Raw genomic sequence first — 17,133 nt, 5'->3', positions numbered from 1 at the left:
GCTCAGGCCTCGCCTGCGGCCACGGCGGCGGCGACATCGCGCGCCAGGGTGCGCCCACCACGTTGCGCGCCAAGTGCCCGGCGTTGATCGCCATCGCTGGGCGCGGCCAGGGCGTCGAGCAGCGCCTGCGCCAAGTCGCCGTCCCAGAGCGACTCCACCGCGCCCATGCGCACGTAGTTCTCCACGCCCGGCGCGAACACCGGCGAGCTCTTGCTCAGCGCCTGCAAGGTGTCCACGCTCTGCTTGGTCACGCGCGCCATCGCGCGCAGATCCATCACCCGGATCTGCGCGTCCGGCAACGCGTGGATATGGTCGGCCATCAGGCCGAACGACAGGAAGCCGCCGCTGACCGATTCGCCATACACCAGCGTGACCAGCCGCGCGCCGCGCTTGCGCGCCAGATCCAGCGTGCGTGCCAGATGCGCGAAGTAGCCGTTGATGCCGAGCAGTTCGTCGCGGCGTGCAAGCCGTTGCCCGGCGGTGTCGGCCAGCATCACGATCGGCCGCTGCGGATGCGCGCGCGTGCTCGCCAATACGGTCGCCGCCAATGCCAGCGCATGGTCCACGCCAACTTCCAGCTTGTTGGCGGTGCCGATCACGGTGACGGCGCCCGCGGCCGTGGTGGCGCTGCCGGTGAGCACATCGTCGTTGCGGGCAATGGCGTGGCCGAGCGGAAACAGCTGGTCCAGCAGTTGGCTCAGTTCCATGGCGTGCTCCGGTCGGCAGTGGCGGCGAGGAAGGCGTCGGTGTCCAGCAACGGCAGCCGCCGCGCATCGACGATGCCCTGGCGTTGCCAGATCTCCAGCCCATCGCGGCAATCGCCATAGGCGTCAATGCGCTTGGACAACTGTTGATGCGCCACTTCCAATGCCTGCAGTGCGGCCTCGCCCGCCGGCTCGGCCAGGGTGTCCAGCGTCTGCGCGGCCGCATCGGCGAATGCGGCGATGCGGTCGGCCACCAGCGTCTGCGCCTCGCCCAGCAGATAGCGGTGCTTGCCGCCGGTGACGCGCCACACCAGGGCGCGGTCACGGGCGTCGAACTCTTCCACGCCGCGCACGGTTTCGATCACGTCCGGGCCGGACAGCGACAGGCGGCCTTCTTCGGACATGATCACCGCGCTGCAGCAGCGCGCCACGATGCCCATGCCGCCGAAGGCGCCGTTGCCGCTGCCGATCAAGGCCAGCACCGGCACGCCGGCGGCGCGCGTGTTCAAGGTGGCACGCATGATTTCAGAGATGGCGATCAGGCCGGCATTGGCCTCGTGCAGACGCACACCGCCGGTGTCGAGCAGCAGCAGCACTGCGTCCGGGTGGGTGGCGGTGGCGCGTTCGAGCAGGCCGGTGAGCTTGGCGCCGTGCACTTCGCCGACGCCGCCACCCATGAAGGCGCCTTGCTGCGCGGCGATCAGCACGGTGCGCCCACGCAGCGTGCCTTCGCCGACGACGATACCGTCATCGAAGGCGCCGGGCGTATCCAGTTGGGCCAAATGCGGGCTGATCAGGCGGCGACGTGGGCCGACGAATTCGCGAAAGCTGCCGGCATCCAGCACGCCGTCGATGCGCTCGCGCGCCTCGGCCTCGTAATAGCTGCGCTCGGCCACGGGAATGGTGGTGCTCATACAAGTCTCCCGACGACATGCGTAGGAGCGCACCCAGGCGCGACCCGGGCATTACCGGGAAAGCCCGTCGCGCCCGGGTGCGCTCCTACGGGATGACTGCGAAGTACCGGTGCGTCGTCCCTGCACTCGGCCACGGAGATGGTGGTGCCTAAGTGATTCCGGATGACCGGCGTAGGAGCGCACCCGGGCGCGACCAGGGCATTACCGGGAAAGCCCGTCGCGCCCGGGTGCGCTCCTACGGGGTGACTGCGAAGTACCGGTGCGTCGTCCCTGCACTCGGCCATGGAGATCGTGGTGCCTAAGTGATTCCGGATGACCGGCGTAGGAGCGCACCCGGGCGCGACCAGGGCGTGACCGGGAACACCCGTCGCGCCCGGGTGCGCTCCTACGGGGTGACTGCGGCGGCTCATGCTGTGGCTCCCTGCAGGACGTCCACCGCCTGCTCCAGGCGCAGGCTCACCACCGCCGGCGTGGCGCCGACATCATTGATGCTGATGCGCACATCGCGCAGCGGATGGCGCGCGGCAAAATCATCCAGCACGGCCTGCCAGATCGCGCCGAAACCGCGTGCGGCGGTGAGGATCTCGATCTCCATCGCGCCGTCCAGCGGCACGCGCTCGACCAGCACTTCCAGGTTGCCGGAGGCGACCACGCCGACCAGCGCATGGTCCAGCCCGGCGCGCGCGCCATGCTGGCCATCGAAGCGATACCGCAGGGTTTCCATGCCGTGCCCCTACCAGTTGCGAAAACGTTTCGGCGGGTCGTACAACCCACCGGACCAGCGCACCAGATCCTTGACCGTGCGCGCGGCGAGCAGGTCGCGCGTGGCATCGCGCGGCCGGATGCCCAGATCTTCGGGCCGCCTGATGACACCGCGATCGCGCAGGTTCTCGACCGCGCGTTTGTCGCGGCCCAGGCCGACGGCGGTATACCCGGACACGCCACGGATGGCCTGCTCGCGCTCTTCGACGCTGCGGCACAGCAACAGGTTGGCGATGCCTTCTTCGGTGAGCACATGGCTGACGTCGTCGCCATAGATCATCACCGGCGGCAGCGGCATGTTGGCGCGCTCGGCCAGCTCCCAGGCATCGAGCCTGTCGACGAAGGCCGGTGCCATGTGTTCGCGGAAGGTTTCCACCATCTGCACCACCAGCTTGCGTCCGCGCGGCATCTCCCCGGGGCGCGCCGCCTCGCGCCCGGCCTTGAGCCAGGCGTCGCTGGCGTGCCGGCGGCCGCGCGCATCCGAGCCCATGTTGGGCGCGCCGCCGAAACCGGCAATGCGGTCGCGCGTGGCGGTGGAACTGTTGCCCTGCAGATCGATCTGCAGGGTGGAGCCGATGAACATGTCGCAGGCGTACAACCCGGCGGTCTGCGACAAGGCCCGATTGGAGCGCATGCTGCCGTCGGCACCGGTAAAGAAGATGTCCGGGCGTGCGGCGATGTAGGCCTCCATGCCCAGTTCCGAGCCGAACGAATGCACCGAGTGCACGAAGCCCGATTCGATCGCAGGAATCAGCGCAGGATGCGGGTTGAGCGCCCAGTGTCGGCAGATCTTGCCCTTGAGCCCCAGCGACTCGGCGTAGGTAGGCAGCAGCAATTCGATCGCGGCGGTGTCGAAACCGATGCCGTGGTTGAGCCGGTCCACGCCGTATTCGGCGTAGATGCCCTTGATCGCCATCATCGCCATCAGCACCTGGATCTCGGAGATCTGCGCCGGGTCGCGGGTGAACAGCGGTTCGATGTAGTTGGGCCTGGGTGCCTGGGTAACGAAGTCCACCCAGTCGGCCGGGATGTCCACGCGCGGCAGCGTGTCGACGATCTCGTTGACCTGCGCAATCACGATGCCGCCCTTGAACGCGGTGGCCTCGACGATCACCGGGGTGTCTTCGGTATTCGGGCCGGTGTAGAGATTGCCGTGGCGGTCGGCGGCCTGCGCGGTGACCAACGCGATGCGCGGGGTCAGGTCGATGAAATAGCGGCCGAACAATTCCAGGTAGGTGTGGATGGCGCCGATCTCGATGCGGCCCTCGCCGACCAGCCCGGCCAGGCGCGCGGCCTGCGGGCCGGAGAACGAGAAATCCAGCCGCTTGGCGATGCCGCGCTCGAACACGTCCAGATGCGCCGGCAGCGACAACACCGATTGCACCATGTGCAGGTCATGCACGCGCGCCGGGTCCACCTCGGTGAGGCAGCGCGCCAGGAAGTCGGCCTGCTTCTGATTGTTGCCTTCCAGGCAGACGCGATCGCCAGGCTCGATCAACGCCTCCAGCAGCGCCACCACGTCGTCGGCGGCCACCACGCGCCCCTGCGGCGCCAGGGCTGCGGCGCGCTGCAGGCGCTGGCGCCGGCTTTCGGCCTGGGTGTCCCACTGTCGACTCATGCGTCTGCCTCACCGGGCCAGGCCCGTAATGTCGAAGTAATTACATCGTAATTATGGAGGCCAGTTGTGTCTAGCCGCGTTGCAGCATGAGCCGCGGGGATAGCCATGTTGGTCAGCCGGGCGACAGGCCGTGCTTGCAGGCCGCCATACTTCGATATATCTTTTCAGCATGCTTCGATATATCGAATGACAATGCGCTCCCACCGCGACGACCTGCCGAGCGAGCTCGATCCATCCGTGGCGCCCAGTGCCACGCGCCGTGGTGGCGCCGGGCGCGCGCGGCCGCTGGAACATGGCGACCTGCGCTTGCTGCTGCTGGCGCTGATCGAGCAACAGCCACGCCATGGCTACGAGTTGATGCGGCAGATCACCGCGCTGTTCAAAGGCCTCTACACGCCCAGCGCAGGTGCCATCTATCCGGCACTGGCGCAGCTTGAAGCCGATGGCTGGGTGCAGACCGCGCTGGACGAGGGCCGCAAGCGCTACCAGGTCACCGCCTCCGGCCGTACGTATGCGGCGCAGCACCGCGACGCACTGGATGCGGCGCTGGCCCGCACCCATCGCCGCGCGCGCGAGCTGATCAAGGCACAGACACCGGCGCCGATTCGCGAAGCCATTCACCGCATCAAGCACGGCCTGTTTGCGCGGCATGGGCAATGGACGGATGCAGAAACCACACGCATTGCCGCGCTACTCAACGCCGCCGCTGACGGCATGGAGCGCGACGACGGCTGAGCGCGTCCATCGCTGTGGTCCGAAGCCAACCGATGCCGGCTTGATTGCGCCTTGCGGCAGCGACGTCATCGTGGTGTTTGCGTTGCGCGGCGTCAGTGGCATGCATGCATTGCTGTCCCTGCGCTGTTCTGCGATTTGATCAGCGTGTCGCTGCAAGACATCGACCCCGCTTGTTTGGCAGATGCGCGAGGCTTCGCCGTACCCGCATCCGCCCCTGCGGGGCACCTCCTCCCGATGGGAGAAGGCTGAGCAACAACCGCTGTTTTTCGCCAGTTGTCTGGCTAGATCGTCACATCACCGTATGCAGTCACTCCCCCGCCGCGCAGCTGCGCGCCACCTCCAGGAATCGCACCACATGGCCATCCACACCCACACCCAACTCCGCCGCGACCCGCGCCTGCGCTCCGTGCAGGTGGTGCGCTGCGAATCGCTGACGCCGCAGATGCGCCGCATCGTGTTCGGCGGCAGCGAGCTTGCCGGCTTTCAGAGCGAGGCACCGGACGATCACGTCAAGCTGTTCTTCCCCAATGCCGATGGCGCCTTCGTACTGCCCACGATGACACCGGACGGCCCACGCTATGCCGAAGGCGCCCTGCCCTCGCCCGGCCGCGATTACACGCCGCGCTATTTCGATCCGCAGAGTGGCGAGTTGAGCATCGACTTCGTGCTGCACGGTGACGGCGTGGCCTCCAGCTGGGCGGCGCAGGCACAGCCCGGCGACACGCTGACGATCGGCGGCCCGCGCGGCTCGTTCCTGGTTGCCGACGACTACGACCACTACGTGCTGATCGGCGATGAAACCGCCTTGCCGGCAATCGGCCGCTGGCTGGAAGCCATGCCCGCCGACATGCATGCAGAGGTCTTTATCGAAATCGCCGATGCGGCCGAGCGCCAGGAGCTGCTCAGCGCCGCCGAGGTGGACGTGTACTGGCTGGAACGCAACGGCTTCGATGCCGCCAGCAGCACCCTGCTGGAAGACAGCCTGCGCGATTACGAGCCGCACGACGGCGACACGTTCTACTGGATCGGCACCGAATCCATGCGCGCACGTGCGATGCGCAAGTTTCTGGAAGAGCACATGGGCGTGGACAAGGATTCAGTGCGCGCGAAGGGCTACTGGAAGGCGAATCCGGCGGCGGAGTGAGGGTGGGCACGCGCGTGGTGCCGGGCTGAGGGTCGAGCCCTCGCGGCCAGGGCCGCTCCTACAACGGTCGGATGCTCATGCGTTGTGGTGGGGCTGAGGGTAGAGCCCTCGCGGCCAGGGCCGCTCCTACAACGGTCGGATGCTCATGCGTTGTGGTGGGGCTGAGGGTGGAGCCCTCGTGGCCAGGGCCGCTCCTACAAAGGTCGGATGCTCATGCGTTGTGGTGGGGCTGAGGGTGGAGCCCTCGCGGACAGGGCCGCTCCTACGAAGAGCTGGTAGGCGCCCAAGCAAAAGCCCGCCGATCGGCGGGCTTTTGCGTTACACGCATCGGTGCGATTGCTCGCACCGATGCATCCACTGCGCTGCGACTTACTTGGCAGCGGCAGCGTCACCGGCCTTGGCCTGCAGGGCTTCGGTGGTGATGCGGATCTTCACTTCGTCGCTGACGTTCGGGGCGTACTGGCCCACGCCGAAGTCGGTGCGCTTGATGGTGGTGGTGGCGTCGAAACCGGCCGCCGGCACCTTCTTCATCGGGTGCTCGCCGGCACCATTGAGGGTGACGTCCAGCACGACCGGCTTGGTCTGATCCTTGATGGTCAGATCGCCAGTGACGGTCAGCTTGTTGGGGCCGGCCGCTTCGACCTTGGTGCTCTTGAAGGTGGCGGTCGGGAACTTGGCCGCGTCGAAGAAGTCACCGCTCTTCAGGTGCTCGTCGAACTTGGCGGTGAAGCTGTTCAGACCCGACAGCGGCAGGGTGACCTGCACGGTGGACTTGGTCACGTCGGCTGCGTCGTACACCAGGGTGCCGTCGACATTGCCGAAGTGGGCGGTCGGGTTGGAGAAGCCGAAGTGGCTCCACTGCGCCAGCACGTCGGTGTGGCTCGGGTCCAGGGTGTAGGTGCCCGAGGCCACTTCCACGGCCGGCGCGGTCGAGGCGGCCGGTTCGGCGGCGGCAGGTGCCGTTGCAGCGGCGTCGGCCGGGGCGGTGGCGGCCGGGGTTTCGGCAGCAGGCGCGGCGGCGTTGTCGGCCGGCTTGGAGCAGGCGGCGATGGCCAGGGTCAGGGCGAGCGGCAGCAGCAGTTTGTGGGTGGTCTTCATTGAAACTCCTTGAGGATGAGGGACCGCATTGGATCAACGCGGATGGAACGGACGCAGACGGACGAGGACTGCAGGAAAACGGAAAACATGCGTCTGGGGCCGATGGCACAGGGCGCACGCTCGTCGGGGGGGGGGCGGGGGGGGGCTCCGAAGCCGGAGTGTACGTCGCTCCCCGCCTGGCGGCGCGCCGGCTGCGCCCGCCTGACGGTGTGCGCAGCCGGTGTCTCACCGCCGTTATTCGATGCGTGCGGCTTCGTCGAAGCTCAGGCGCGGCAGCCGCGGGAACAGCCCGGCCGGATCGCCGTAACCAAGATTGATCAGAAAGTTGGACTTGATCGGCGTTCCGGCAAAGAACGCCGCATCCACCTTGGCGTTGTCGAAGCCGGACATCGGGCCGGCATCCAGACCCAGCGCACGTGCGGCCAGGATCAGGTAGGCGCCCTGCAGCGAGCTGTTACGGAACGCGCCGGTTGCGCGCATCTCGCGCGAGCCTTCGAACCAGCTCTTGGCGTCGGCATGCGGGAACAGGTACGGCAGCTTTTCGTGGAACTCCTCGTCGGAGCCGACGATCACCGTGACCGGCGCGGCCAGCGTCTTGGCGGCATTGGCCTCGGACAGCGCCGGCTTGAGCTTCTGCTTGCCCTCGGGCGTGGTCACGAACACGAAACGCGCCGGCGACCCGTTGGCGGCGGTCGGGCCCCACTTCAGCAGATCGTAGAGCTCGCGCAGCTGCGCTTCGCTCACCGGCTTGTCGAGAAAGGCGTTTTGCGTGCGGGCGGTACGAAACAGCTGATCCAGCGCGGCAGCGTCGAGCAAGTCGGACATGGAGACTCCGGGAAGCAAGGGAATGGGCGACAGTAGGGTGCAGCACCGGCGCCAGCGTGAAGACCCGCAGTGTAGAGTGGCGCGATTGCTGCAACACACGCTCAATCTGAAACAAATCTATGTCGGATCTGAAACGATGGCGCTGACCTGGGCCGTGAGCGACGGCCGCGCCGGCAATGCACGCCAGGCCGAGGCCTTGGCGCAGGCGCTGCACTCTACACCGGTCACCGCACTGCATCTGCAGGCCCGCGCGCCGTGGCGTTGGGCCGCACCGCGCCTGTTGCCGGGGGCGCAGGCCGCATTTGGCGCGGAATTCGCGCGGCAATTGCAACAGCCGCCGACGCTGGCGATCGGCTGCGGGCGCCAGGCCGCCCTGGCCACCCGGCTGCTGCGCGCGCGCGGCAGCCAGGCGGTGCAGATCCTGGACCCGCGGCTGGACCCGCGCCACTGGGATCTGTTGATCGTGCCCGAGCACGATGCGCTGCGTGGCGCGAACGTGATCACATTACTCGGCAGCTTGAACCCGGTGGACGATGCCTGGCTGGCCGCCGGGCGCGCCGCCTTCGCACCGCTCGGCGCGCTGCCCGGCCCACGCGTGGCGCTGTTGATCGGCGGCCCGACCGCGCAGGTGCCCTGGACCACCCAGGCGCTTGCGGCACTGTGCATGCAGCTCCGCGCGCAGGTGCTTGCGGCCGGCGGCAGCCTGCTGGTCACCACCTCCAGGCGCACCCCGCCCGAGGCGATCGCGACGCTGCGCAATGCGCGTGCAGGCCTGCCAGGCCTGCTGTGGTGCGACGAGCGCGATGGGCCGAACCCGTATGCCGGCCTGCTGGGGTGGGCCGATGCGATCGTGGCCAGCGCCGACTCGGTCAACCTGCTCTCCGAAGCCTGCGCCACGCGGGTGCCGGTAGTAGCGGCGTTTGCCGAACAGGCGCAGGGACGGGTGCGCCGCTACCTGCAGTCACTGCGGCAAGCCCGGCGACTGTGCGCCCCCGATGAGGTTCTGCGCGCATCTGTCGATATCGCGCCGGTGCGCGAAACCGAGCGCATTGCCAGGCAGGTGCGCCTGCGCCTGTCACTGTGATCCACGCACGCGAAGATGGCAGCCGACACAGGGAAGAGAACGTCGATGAACGCGCACCGGGTCCACCGGGCGTAAGGCCGCTTGATCGCGGTAGCGCTGTATGCCGCGCTACCGCTGAGCGCTGCCGCAACCCCACGGTGCGTGCCGCGTCACCCTTCGCCGGAAGCCACCGCCGCGATGTCCGACATGGCCTGGTGATGCCGGGACGCCGCTACGGACGCGCACCGCCAGCATGCGGCGTTACGATGCCCGCGTCTGCGGACGCGGCAGTGCGCGCGGTGCGCGCAGAGGCATCGGCGACCGTCTGCCGAACTGTCGCGACACCTGTTGACCAGGACGACCGCAGCGACCGGATGACGATCGTCACTGTCCGATCGCCAGCACGCCGGCGCATGATGCTGGCGTGCCTTCCACTGGACCTGCAATGCCCCACACGCCGCTGTCGCCCATGCGTACGCTGTTGGCTGCCCTGCTCGCGGGTGCGGCGCTGTGGTCTGGCGTCGGTCTGCAGCCGCCATGGTGGTGGATGTGGCTGGCGCCGGTGCCGCTGCTGTGGCTGGCCTACAGCATCGAGCGCAAAACGCAGGCCCGCATCGCAGTGCTGATTGCCACCAGCCTGGCCGCCACGCATTACGTGCCGTATTTCCGCCTGGCGATGCCGTTGCCGGCGGTGGCGATGGCCACCGCCGCAATTGCATTGCTCTGGTATGCGGTGGTGATGGGCACGCGTGGCATCGTGCAGCGGCTGCGCAGCGGTTGGAGCGTGCTGGCGTATCCGCTGCTGTGGGTGAGCGCCGACCTGTTGATGGCACGGCTGCTGCCGGACGGCAATTGGGGCAGCCCTGCGTACTCGCAGGCCGATGTGCTGCCGCTGCTGCAGCTCACCGCGCTGACCGGCGTGTCCGGGCTGCTGTTTGTGGTGTGTCTACTGCCTTCGGCGCTGGCGTTGCTGGCGTGGCGTGGCAACGCTGTGCGCCGCCCGCTGCTGGTTGCCGCTGCGGTATCGCTGACGCTGGCGGCAAGCACCGGCTATGGCGTGTGGCGCCTGCAGACGCCGGTCGCAGGCACGCCGCTGCGCATCGGCCTGGCGGCCATCGACGATGCAATCGGCCCGACCGCGGCACCGGCGTACTCGCAGCCGATCCGTAACCGCTACGACGCGTTGATCGCCACGCTGGCGGCGCAAGGTGCGCAGCTGGTGGTGTTGCCCGAGAAGATCGCGGTGCTGCCGCCACAGCAACTGGCGCAGTGGCAGCAGCACTACAGCACGCTCGCCCGACAGCATGGGCTGTGGTTGCTGGTGGGCGTTGCCGAGCACGGTGCGCAGCCGCGCAACCTTGCCTGGTTGTTCGATCCGCGCGGCGTGCGCGTGGAGAACTACGAAAAGCAGTTTCTCGCCCCGCCCGAGCGCGCGCAGCACTACGCACACGGGCAGGACTACGCGGTCCATCACATCGATGGCATGCGCTGGGGGCTGGCGATCTGCAAGGACATGCTGTTTGCACGGCTGGCACGCGCCAACGGCCAACGCAATGCCGCGCTGATGCTGGTGCCGGCCTGGGACTTCGCCTATCGCGATGCCTGGATGTCTGCGCATATGACCGCCCTGCATGGCGTGGAAAACGGCTATAGCGTGGTGCGCAACGCGCGCGAAGGTTTTCTGATCGTCACCGATGGCTACGGCCGCGTGCTGTTGCAGACCGCTAGCGCACCGATGCCCGGCACCAGCGCAATTGCCAACGTGCCGATCGCGCCGCAGGTGGCAACGCCGTATACGCGATTGGGCGATGTCTTCGGTGGCGTATGCGTGCTGGCGTCGATAGTGCTGGCACTGCTGGCGCACCGGCGCGCGCGCCAGCGGCAGCGCAACGACATGCCGGTTCGATAACGCAACGCGCCGCCGTGTTGGCCATGCGTGGCCGATACGCACTGGCCCGCATGCGCTAACGCGCGGATAATCCGCGCTGCCCTGTCACTGCCGCACCGTCATGTCCAGCCGCTCGCCGACGCCGTTCACCCCGCTCACCGCGCGCGCATTGGCGTGGGCGGTCCTGGCCATGGGCGCGGTGGTGCTGTTGTCCAACATCCTGGTGCAATATCCAATCAACGACTGGCTGACCTGGGGCGCGTTCTCGTATCCGCTGGCGTTCCTGGTGAGCAACCTGATCAATCGCCGCTTCGGCCCACGCGCGGCGCGCAAGGTCGCCTGGTGCGGCTTTGCGCTCGCGGTGGCGTTGTCGCTGTGGCTGGCCACCCCGCGCATCGCAGCGGCCTCCTGCACTGCCTTCATCGCAGCGCAGTTGCTGGATATCAGCGTGTTCGACCGGCTGCGCAGTGGCAATTGGTGGCGCGCGCCGATCGTGGCCACCACCTGCAGTGCCACGCTGGATACGGCGATCTTCTGGAGCATCGCCTTTGCCGGTGTCGGCCTGCCATGGATCAGCTGGGCGGCCGGCGATCTGGCGGTGAAGCTGGGCATGGGCGTGTTCCTGCTCGGCCCGTTCCGTGCGCTGCTGTGGCGCAGTGCGCCGCGGCCGCAGGGCTGACTGCAGCGCCTACGTACGGGCGATCAGGCCAACAACAGACGCGGTGGATGGATGCGATTCCAACGCAGCTGCACTTTACCAACCCGCTCTGCATGGCACTCGCCTCATAGCGCAAGCAACGCAACTTCCGGATACCGGCCGATCAAGGCGATGGCGCTGCCACGTCCTTGCCGACCGGAAACGCCAGTCCTTGTGCATGCGCGGTGGTGAAGATGCTGTGCCGTGCCTGCTGGATGGCTGGGGTCGGTGCGATCAGCCGCGGCCGGCGATCCAGCGTGCAACTCAGGCCCGCTTCCACCAGCGTGGCATGGGCCTGGTGCAGCGCCGCTGCGCTCTCGGCCGGCAGCCACTGCACCTGCACCAGCGCATCGATCAAGGCGGGCGTGGCGCAGGCCAGCAGCAGCGCGGGATGGTGTGCGGCCTGCCCGAGCACGCCGGCCTGCAGGACGAACTCCAGATCGACCAGGCCGCCGGCACCCTGCTTGAGATCCAGTCGCCCCGCATCGCTGCGATCCAGTTCGCTGCGCATGCGCGCGCGCATCTTGCGCACGTCCTCGTGCAGCACGGCGGTGTCGCGCACGCGTGTCAGCGTGTCGCCACGCACCTGCGCGAACGCTTCGCACAGCGCCGCATCGCCGGCCACCGCACGCGCGCGCACCAGCGCCTGATGTTCCCAGGTCCAGGCGCGCTCGCGCTGGTAGTCGCGGTAACTGGCCAGCGAGGACACCAGTGCGCCCTTGCCGCCGTCCGGGCGCAGCCGCACGTCGATCTCGTAGAGACGGCCGGCGCCGGTTTCGGCAGCCAGCAAGGTCATCACCTTCTGCGCCAGCCGCGCAAACCAGCGCCCGGCGTCCAACGGTCGCTTGCCATCGGAAGCCTCCACCTGCCGCGGGTGGTCGTAGAGAAACACCAGATCCAGGTCCGAGCCGAAGCCCAGCTCCAGGCCACCCAGACTGCCGTAGCCGATGATGGCGAACGCCCCGCCCGGCACCTGCCCGTGCGCGGCGATCAGTTCGCGGCGCGCCAGCTGCAGCACCGTCTGCACCACCGCTTCGGCCAGCCAGGCCAGTTGCTGGGTGCTGTCCACGGCCTGCTGGCGGCCATCGAGCGTGGCCAGCGCAATGCGGAAGCTCAAGGCGAGCCGGCGCTCGTTGAGTTCGCGCAGCGCCGCTTCGGTGTCCTCGATCTGCAAGGTGCCCAGGCATGCAGCGTGCAACGCGTCGCGGTCGGGCAACGGACCGCTGATGCGGGTGTCGAGCAGTTCGTCCAGCAACAGCGGATGTGCAGCCAGGCGTTCGGCCAGCAGGGCGCTGCGCGAGAGCACATCGACCAGGCGTGCGAGTGCGCTGGGCTGTTCGTCCAGCAGGGCCAGGTAGCTGGTGCGGCGCAAGGTGGATTGCAACAGGCCGAGCATGCGGCGCACGGCGGCATCGGGCTGGCTGGCGCGGGTGGCCGCATGCAGCAGCGCAGGCATGACACGGTCCAGGCGCGCGCTTGCGGTATCGGAGAGCGCACGCACGCCGGAGGACTGCGCAAAATCGGCCAGCACCTGATGCGCGCCGCCTGGGTCGTGCAAGCCGATGCCGGCCAACGGTGCGGCATCGCCTTCGGGCAAGGCGCGCCAGTAATCGGCAAGCGCATCGGGTGCGCTGGTGCGGACACGTGGTGCCAGCAGCTCGGCAAATTCGGCGGCAACGCGCGCGCGCTGCGGCGTGAGTGCCTGCAACAAGGCCGGCCAATCCGCATGGCCCAGGCCCAGCGCGATGCGTTCGCGATCCAGCGGCGCCTGCGGCAAGGCATGCGTCTGTGCGTCGCGCAACATCTGCAGACGATTCTCCAGCCGGCGCAGGAAGCGATACGCCTCGGTCAATGCGCGCCCGTTGTCCGCATCGATCTGCCCTGCGTCCACCAACGCCTGCAACGCCGGCAGCAGGCGACGCTCGCGCAGGCTCGGTTCGCGTCCGCCGCGAATCAGCTGCAGCGATTGCGCCAGGAACTCGATCTCGCGGATGCCGCCCGGCCCGCGCTTGATGTCGTCCAGGCGATCGTGCCGGGCGACTTCGGCAGTGATCGCCGCCTTCATCTCGCGCAAGCCGTCCAGCGCGGTGAAGTCCAGGTAGCGCCGGTAGACGAAGGGGCGTAGCGTCTCCAGCCAGGCTTCGCCGGCATCGATATCGCCGGCCACCGCGCGCGCCTTGAGCCAGGCATAGCGCTCCCAGTCGCGCCCTTCGCGCTGGAAGTACTGGTCCATGCCGGTGAACGACAGGGCCACGCGCCCGGCCGTACCGAACGGACGCAGACGCAGATCCACGCGATGGCTGAATCCATCGGCGGTGGTTTCGTCGAGCAGCTTGGCCAGCTGCTGGCCCAGGCGTGCGAAATATTCCTCCGCCGCCAGCGGACGGGCACCATCGGATTGGCCGCCCTGCGGATACGCATAGACCAGATCCACATCCGAGGAAAAATTCAGCTCGCCCCCACCAAGCTTGCCCAGCCCGAACACCACCAGCCGCTGCACGCTGCCGTCTTCGGCAATCACCTGGCCGTGGCGGTCGCGAAATTGCTGCTCCAATGCCTGCAGCCCACATTGCAGGCAGGTTTCGGCCAGGCGGGTGGCACCGGCCAGGGTGGCATCGACACTGTCCAGACCGAGCACATCGCGCCAGACCAGGCGCGTGGATTCGGCGCTGCGATAACGCCGCAGCTGCGCTGGCCAGGCCTGGGGCTGTGCGGGGTCCAGCACCGGCAGCGGCAACGGCGGTGGATCCGGCTGCGCCAGGTGCTGCAACAAGGCCGGCTGGCGCGCCAGGGTATCGAGCGCGAACTCGCTGGCGAGCGCAACCTGTGCGAGCTGCCGATCGACGTCATCGCCCGGCCAGGGCTGGTCGGCCGGCACGGCATGACGAACACGCGCCACGGCCCGCTCGATCAGGGCGGTGAGCGCAGGAGACACGGACATGATGGGCGGCGACATGCGCCGATTCTGGCATCCCTGCGCGATGGCGGCATATGTCTACGGTTGATCCAGCGGTGTCGAGGGTCAGCAATGCAACTACCGGGTTTACCGCCGCGCTGCGTGTAGTCCCATCAGCACGCGGCCATGTCGGCGGGCGTGATGTCCTCACTGGTTGCGGGCTCCTTGGCGGCTTGTTCGACGTCTCGATTTTTTTGGGCGTTGTGTCTGAAGGGGACTCAGCAGTGTGGATAGATCAGTTGCAGAGCGATTGATCTGTGACTTGCTGCAGGGCCCTTGCCCGCCCACCATCGCGGGACACGCCGCAAGTACGTCCTTGTAGGCTCTTACGCGGCATCCATGCCGCGTAAGGTCCCGCGACGGTGGGCGGACAAGGACCAGTCAAACTGGTCGGTATGTGTGGCCTTCAAACAACAGCAAACTACAGCACGTGCCAACCCACCCCCCCCCATGCGACGCAGCCCAGCGGCACTGCCAGCCACGCACTCCAGCGCGGCGCGTACGCCAGGCCCAGCGCTACCCACAGCGCGGCCACGCTGACAAACCCCAGCCACAACAAGGTGCCCACCGCTCCGCCCCAAGCGAGCACGCACAGCACCAGCGCGGCGATCAACAGACAGACAGCCATCGCACGCAGCAACCAACGCTGCATGACCGGCGCAGTGCGGCGGCCGGTGAGCTGCTCGTAATGGCGATGCATCGCCACGGCCAGGGCCATCATTGCGGCATGGCAGAGCGCGGTGCCCAGCAGCGCGGTGATCAGCCCATCCATGGCGGATGTCCCAGCGCCCAATTCACGCCCCCCAGCACGGCGATGCCCACGCCCAGCCATCCCCACATGCGCAACGCACTGCGCGCTCGAAACATCCACAGCACGACGACGGTATAGATGGCGAAACTCAGCAAGGTCGTGCTCAGCACCGAGACCGCAGGCGACACGGCGGCAAACCGCGACAGCAGCTGCGCCAGCACGCTGCAGCCGGTGGAGGTCAGCGCATAGCCGCCGACGCTGGCAGCGAGTACGCGACCGGCAACCGACCAGCGGTAGCAAGTCACCGACGCGGCGCTCGAAGAACGCTTCACAACACATCCATCACAGCAGCGGCGCCGCGCCTGGCGCGTGTCGGCAGCGGTCGCACGGCGCTGCCGTGCACCCGATACGCCGCGTAGGCGAAAGCAACGCCGAGGGCGAGCGAGACCAGCTCGACCCCGGCGCGCTGCAGGTCGTCGGCAGCCAGATACACACCCAGGTGCTGTCCGGTGGTGACCGCATTGAGCAGCGGCAAGCCCAGGCACAGCAACGCGGTCATCGCCAGTTGTTCCACCCAGGCACGGGCGGGCGGGCGCAGCAGCGCATGCAGCAGCGTGGCCGCCCACACCCACAGGAATGCGTGGATTTCGATCTGGCTGCGCGCGGCCTGCGCAGCCGGCACCAGGCGGTTGGCATAGAAATACGCAATGCTGGCCAACGCGGTTCCTGCGAGCGCGGCGGCATTGAGCGCTTCCACCACCCGATAGATGCCGGCCGTGGCCGCGCCGAACTCCTGCTCGCTACGCCGACGCCGCTTGATCGAAAACAGCACCGTGCCGGTGGCCATCATCAAGGTGCCGGCCAGGCCGCAGATGAAATACAGCCATTTGCTGGTCCAGCCGCCGAAACCGGCCACGTGCAAGGTCTTGATGACCTCTTCCACATCCTGCGCGTGCATGTCCGTGCGTGCGGCATCCGCGTGCCGCTCCAGCAGCGCGCCGCTGTTCGCGTCGAATACCACGCTGTTGGCTGGGTTGAGCAAGCGCCGCGAGCTGCCGGTCGCGGCCACGCGCGCGATCACCCGCAGCTTGCTGCCGGGTTGATCGGGCCGCTCGATCACCAATGTCAGCGCAGGCGCACCATTGCGCACCGCTGCACGCTGCACCAGTTCCGGCAGATAGGCAGGCACACTGTTGACCGCGATTTCGCCTGTGCTGGCCGCAGGCACTGCCGGCGTCAGCGCATCGGCATACCGCGTGTACGCGGCCTCGTCGCTGCCATACAGCGCCTGCAATGGCCCGGGCATGTAGCTGGTGGCGAAATACGCCAGGCCGGTGTAGACGATCATCAGCAAAAACGGCAGCGTCAGCACCGCGGTGGCGTTGTGCGCGTCCAGCCACGAGCGCTGGCCCTTGCCCGGGCGGAAGGTGAAGAAATCCAGAAAGATCCGCTTGTGCACGATCACCCCGGACACCAGCGCGATCAGCCCGCACAGCGACACCCAGCCCACCAGCCAATAGCCGGGAATGCCGCCGTGCAAGGTGTAGTGGAAGCTCATGAAATGCCGGCCGCCTTCGGTCTGCCGGCCCCACGGCGATGGCAGCAGCTCGCCGCTGCCGGGATCCAGCGCTGCCTGGCCCTGGCCATCGGATGTCCGCCAGAACAGCGTGAGCGCCTCGCCCGGATGCGTGGGCAGGCTGATCCGCCACATGCGCGCCTGCGGCGCAAGCTGGCGCAGCTGCGCCAGTGCACGCGGCACCAGCGCGTCTTCCGACAGGACAGTGTGCATGCGCGCGCTCGGCAGGGCCGGTGCGGCCTGCATCCAGCTGGTGATCGGATCACGAAACACGCTGAGCGTGCCGGTCAGGAAGATCGCGCACAGCAGCCAGCCGCAGCTCAGGCCGCACCAGGTGTGCAGCCAGGCCATGCTTTGGCGAAAGCCTTCTTTCATCCGGCACGCGCCATGCACCGCCGCCGC

15 protein-coding genes are annotated in these 17,133 nt (G+C 68.0%); 5 read left to right on the top strand and 10 right to left on the bottom strand.

Features of this window, described 5'->3' with window-relative positions:
- Positions 1-2 precede the first annotated feature (2 nt).
- The 4 genes from mdcE to mdcA all read right to left on the bottom strand — a co-directional run bounded on the left by mdcE (position 3) and on the right by mdcA (position 3,998).
- Positions 3-707: a biotin-independent malonate decarboxylase subunit gamma gene (mdcE, locus tag H7A86_RS02775; RefSeq protein ID WP_119130467.1), complete on the bottom strand. Its 705-nt coding sequence runs from the start codon at positions 705-707 to the stop codon at positions 3-5.
- A complete protein-coding gene (locus tag H7A86_RS02770; protein WP_119130465.1) occupies positions 698-1,618 on the bottom strand; it encodes a biotin-independent malonate decarboxylase subunit beta in 921 nt (306 codons plus the stop codon). The genes mdcE and H7A86_RS02770 overlap by 10 nt, the downstream gene beginning before the upstream one ends.
- Before the next feature lie 406 nt (positions 1,619-2,024).
- Entirely contained in the window at positions 2,025-2,342 is a 318-nt protein-coding gene (gene mdcC / locus H7A86_RS02765) for a malonate decarboxylase acyl carrier protein (protein ID WP_104649296.1), read from the bottom strand.
- A gap of 9 nt (positions 2,343-2,351) precedes the next feature.
- A complete protein-coding gene (mdcA, locus tag H7A86_RS02760) occupies positions 2,352-3,998 on the bottom strand; it encodes a malonate decarboxylase subunit alpha (protein WP_119130463.1) in 1,647 nt (548 codons plus the stop codon).
- A gap of 192 nt (positions 3,999-4,190) precedes the next feature.
- Between mdcA and H7A86_RS02755 the strand changes: the two genes are divergently transcribed.
- On the top strand, positions 4,191-4,733 hold the full coding sequence (locus H7A86_RS02755; RefSeq protein WP_119130461.1) for a PadR family transcriptional regulator: 543 nt from the start codon (positions 4,191-4,193) through the stop codon (positions 4,731-4,733).
- A gap of 355 nt (positions 4,734-5,088) precedes the next feature.
- Positions 5,089-5,877 carry a siderophore-interacting protein gene (locus tag H7A86_RS02750; protein ID WP_104583573.1) on the top strand — a complete coding sequence of 263 codons (789 nt, stop codon included), beginning with the start codon at positions 5,089-5,091 and terminating at the stop codon, positions 5,875-5,877.
- Positions 5,878-6,246: 369 nt separating this feature from the next.
- Here the strand turns inward: H7A86_RS02750 and H7A86_RS02745 are convergent, their stop codons facing one another.
- Positions 6,247-6,975, bottom strand: coding sequence for a YceI family protein (locus tag H7A86_RS02745; protein ID WP_104583572.1), 729 nt, complete (start codon positions 6,973-6,975; stop codon positions 6,247-6,249).
- Between the two features lie 234 nt (positions 6,976-7,209).
- A complete protein-coding gene (locus H7A86_RS02740) occupies positions 7,210-7,800 on the bottom strand; it encodes a malonic semialdehyde reductase (RefSeq protein ID WP_104649299.1) in 591 nt (196 codons plus the stop codon).
- A 136-nt stretch (positions 7,801-7,936) separates the two neighbouring features.
- Between H7A86_RS02740 and H7A86_RS02735 the strand changes: the two genes are divergently transcribed.
- From H7A86_RS02735 to H7A86_RS02725, 3 genes are all read left to right on the top strand, one after another.
- On the top strand, positions 7,937-8,884 hold the full coding sequence (locus H7A86_RS02735) for a mitochondrial fission ELM1 family protein (RefSeq protein WP_119130459.1): 948 nt from the start codon (positions 7,937-7,939) through the stop codon (positions 8,882-8,884).
- Between the two features lie 448 nt (positions 8,885-9,332).
- Entirely contained in the window at positions 9,333-10,772 is a 1,440-nt protein-coding gene (locus H7A86_RS02730; protein WP_180708015.1) for a carbon-nitrogen hydrolase family protein, read from the top strand.
- 100 nt (positions 10,773-10,872) lie between these two features.
- Positions 10,873-11,430, top strand: a complete 558-nt coding sequence (locus H7A86_RS02725) for a VUT family protein (protein WP_119130455.1) — start codon at positions 10,873-10,875, stop codon at positions 11,428-11,430.
- A gap of 142 nt (positions 11,431-11,572) precedes the next feature.
- On the opposite strand, the gene glnE is transcribed toward H7A86_RS02725, so the two are convergent.
- The 4 genes from glnE to H7A86_RS02705 all read right to left on the bottom strand — a co-directional run bounded on the left by glnE (position 11,573) and on the right by H7A86_RS02705 (position 17,106).
- A complete protein-coding gene (gene glnE / locus H7A86_RS02720) occupies positions 11,573-14,404 on the bottom strand; it encodes a bifunctional [glutamate--ammonia ligase]-adenylyl-L-tyrosine phosphorylase/[glutamate--ammonia-ligase] adenylyltransferase (protein WP_119130453.1) in 2,832 nt (943 codons plus the stop codon).
- A 421-nt stretch (positions 14,405-14,825) separates the two neighbouring features.
- Positions 14,826-15,176, bottom strand: a complete 351-nt coding sequence (locus H7A86_RS02715) for a DUF3325 domain-containing protein (RefSeq protein WP_119130451.1) — start codon at positions 15,174-15,176, stop codon at positions 14,826-14,828.
- Positions 15,164-15,487: a hypothetical protein gene (locus H7A86_RS02710; RefSeq protein WP_119130449.1), complete on the bottom strand. Its 324-nt coding sequence runs from the start codon at positions 15,485-15,487 to the stop codon at positions 15,164-15,166. The genes H7A86_RS02715 and H7A86_RS02710 overlap by 13 nt, the downstream gene beginning before the upstream one ends.
- Positions 15,484-17,106, bottom strand: coding sequence for a PepSY-associated TM helix domain-containing protein (locus tag H7A86_RS02705; protein WP_197944250.1), 1,623 nt, complete (start codon positions 17,104-17,106; stop codon positions 15,484-15,486). The genes H7A86_RS02710 and H7A86_RS02705 overlap by 4 nt, the downstream gene beginning before the upstream one ends.
- Between the last annotated feature and the right edge of the window lie 27 nt (positions 17,107-17,133).

The organism is Xanthomonas euroxanthea (assembly GCF_903989455.1).
Lineage (GTDB): Bacteria > Pseudomonadota > Gammaproteobacteria > Xanthomonadales > Xanthomonadaceae > Xanthomonas > Xanthomonas euroxanthea.
This window is presented reverse-complemented; position numbering and strand designations above follow the sequence as displayed.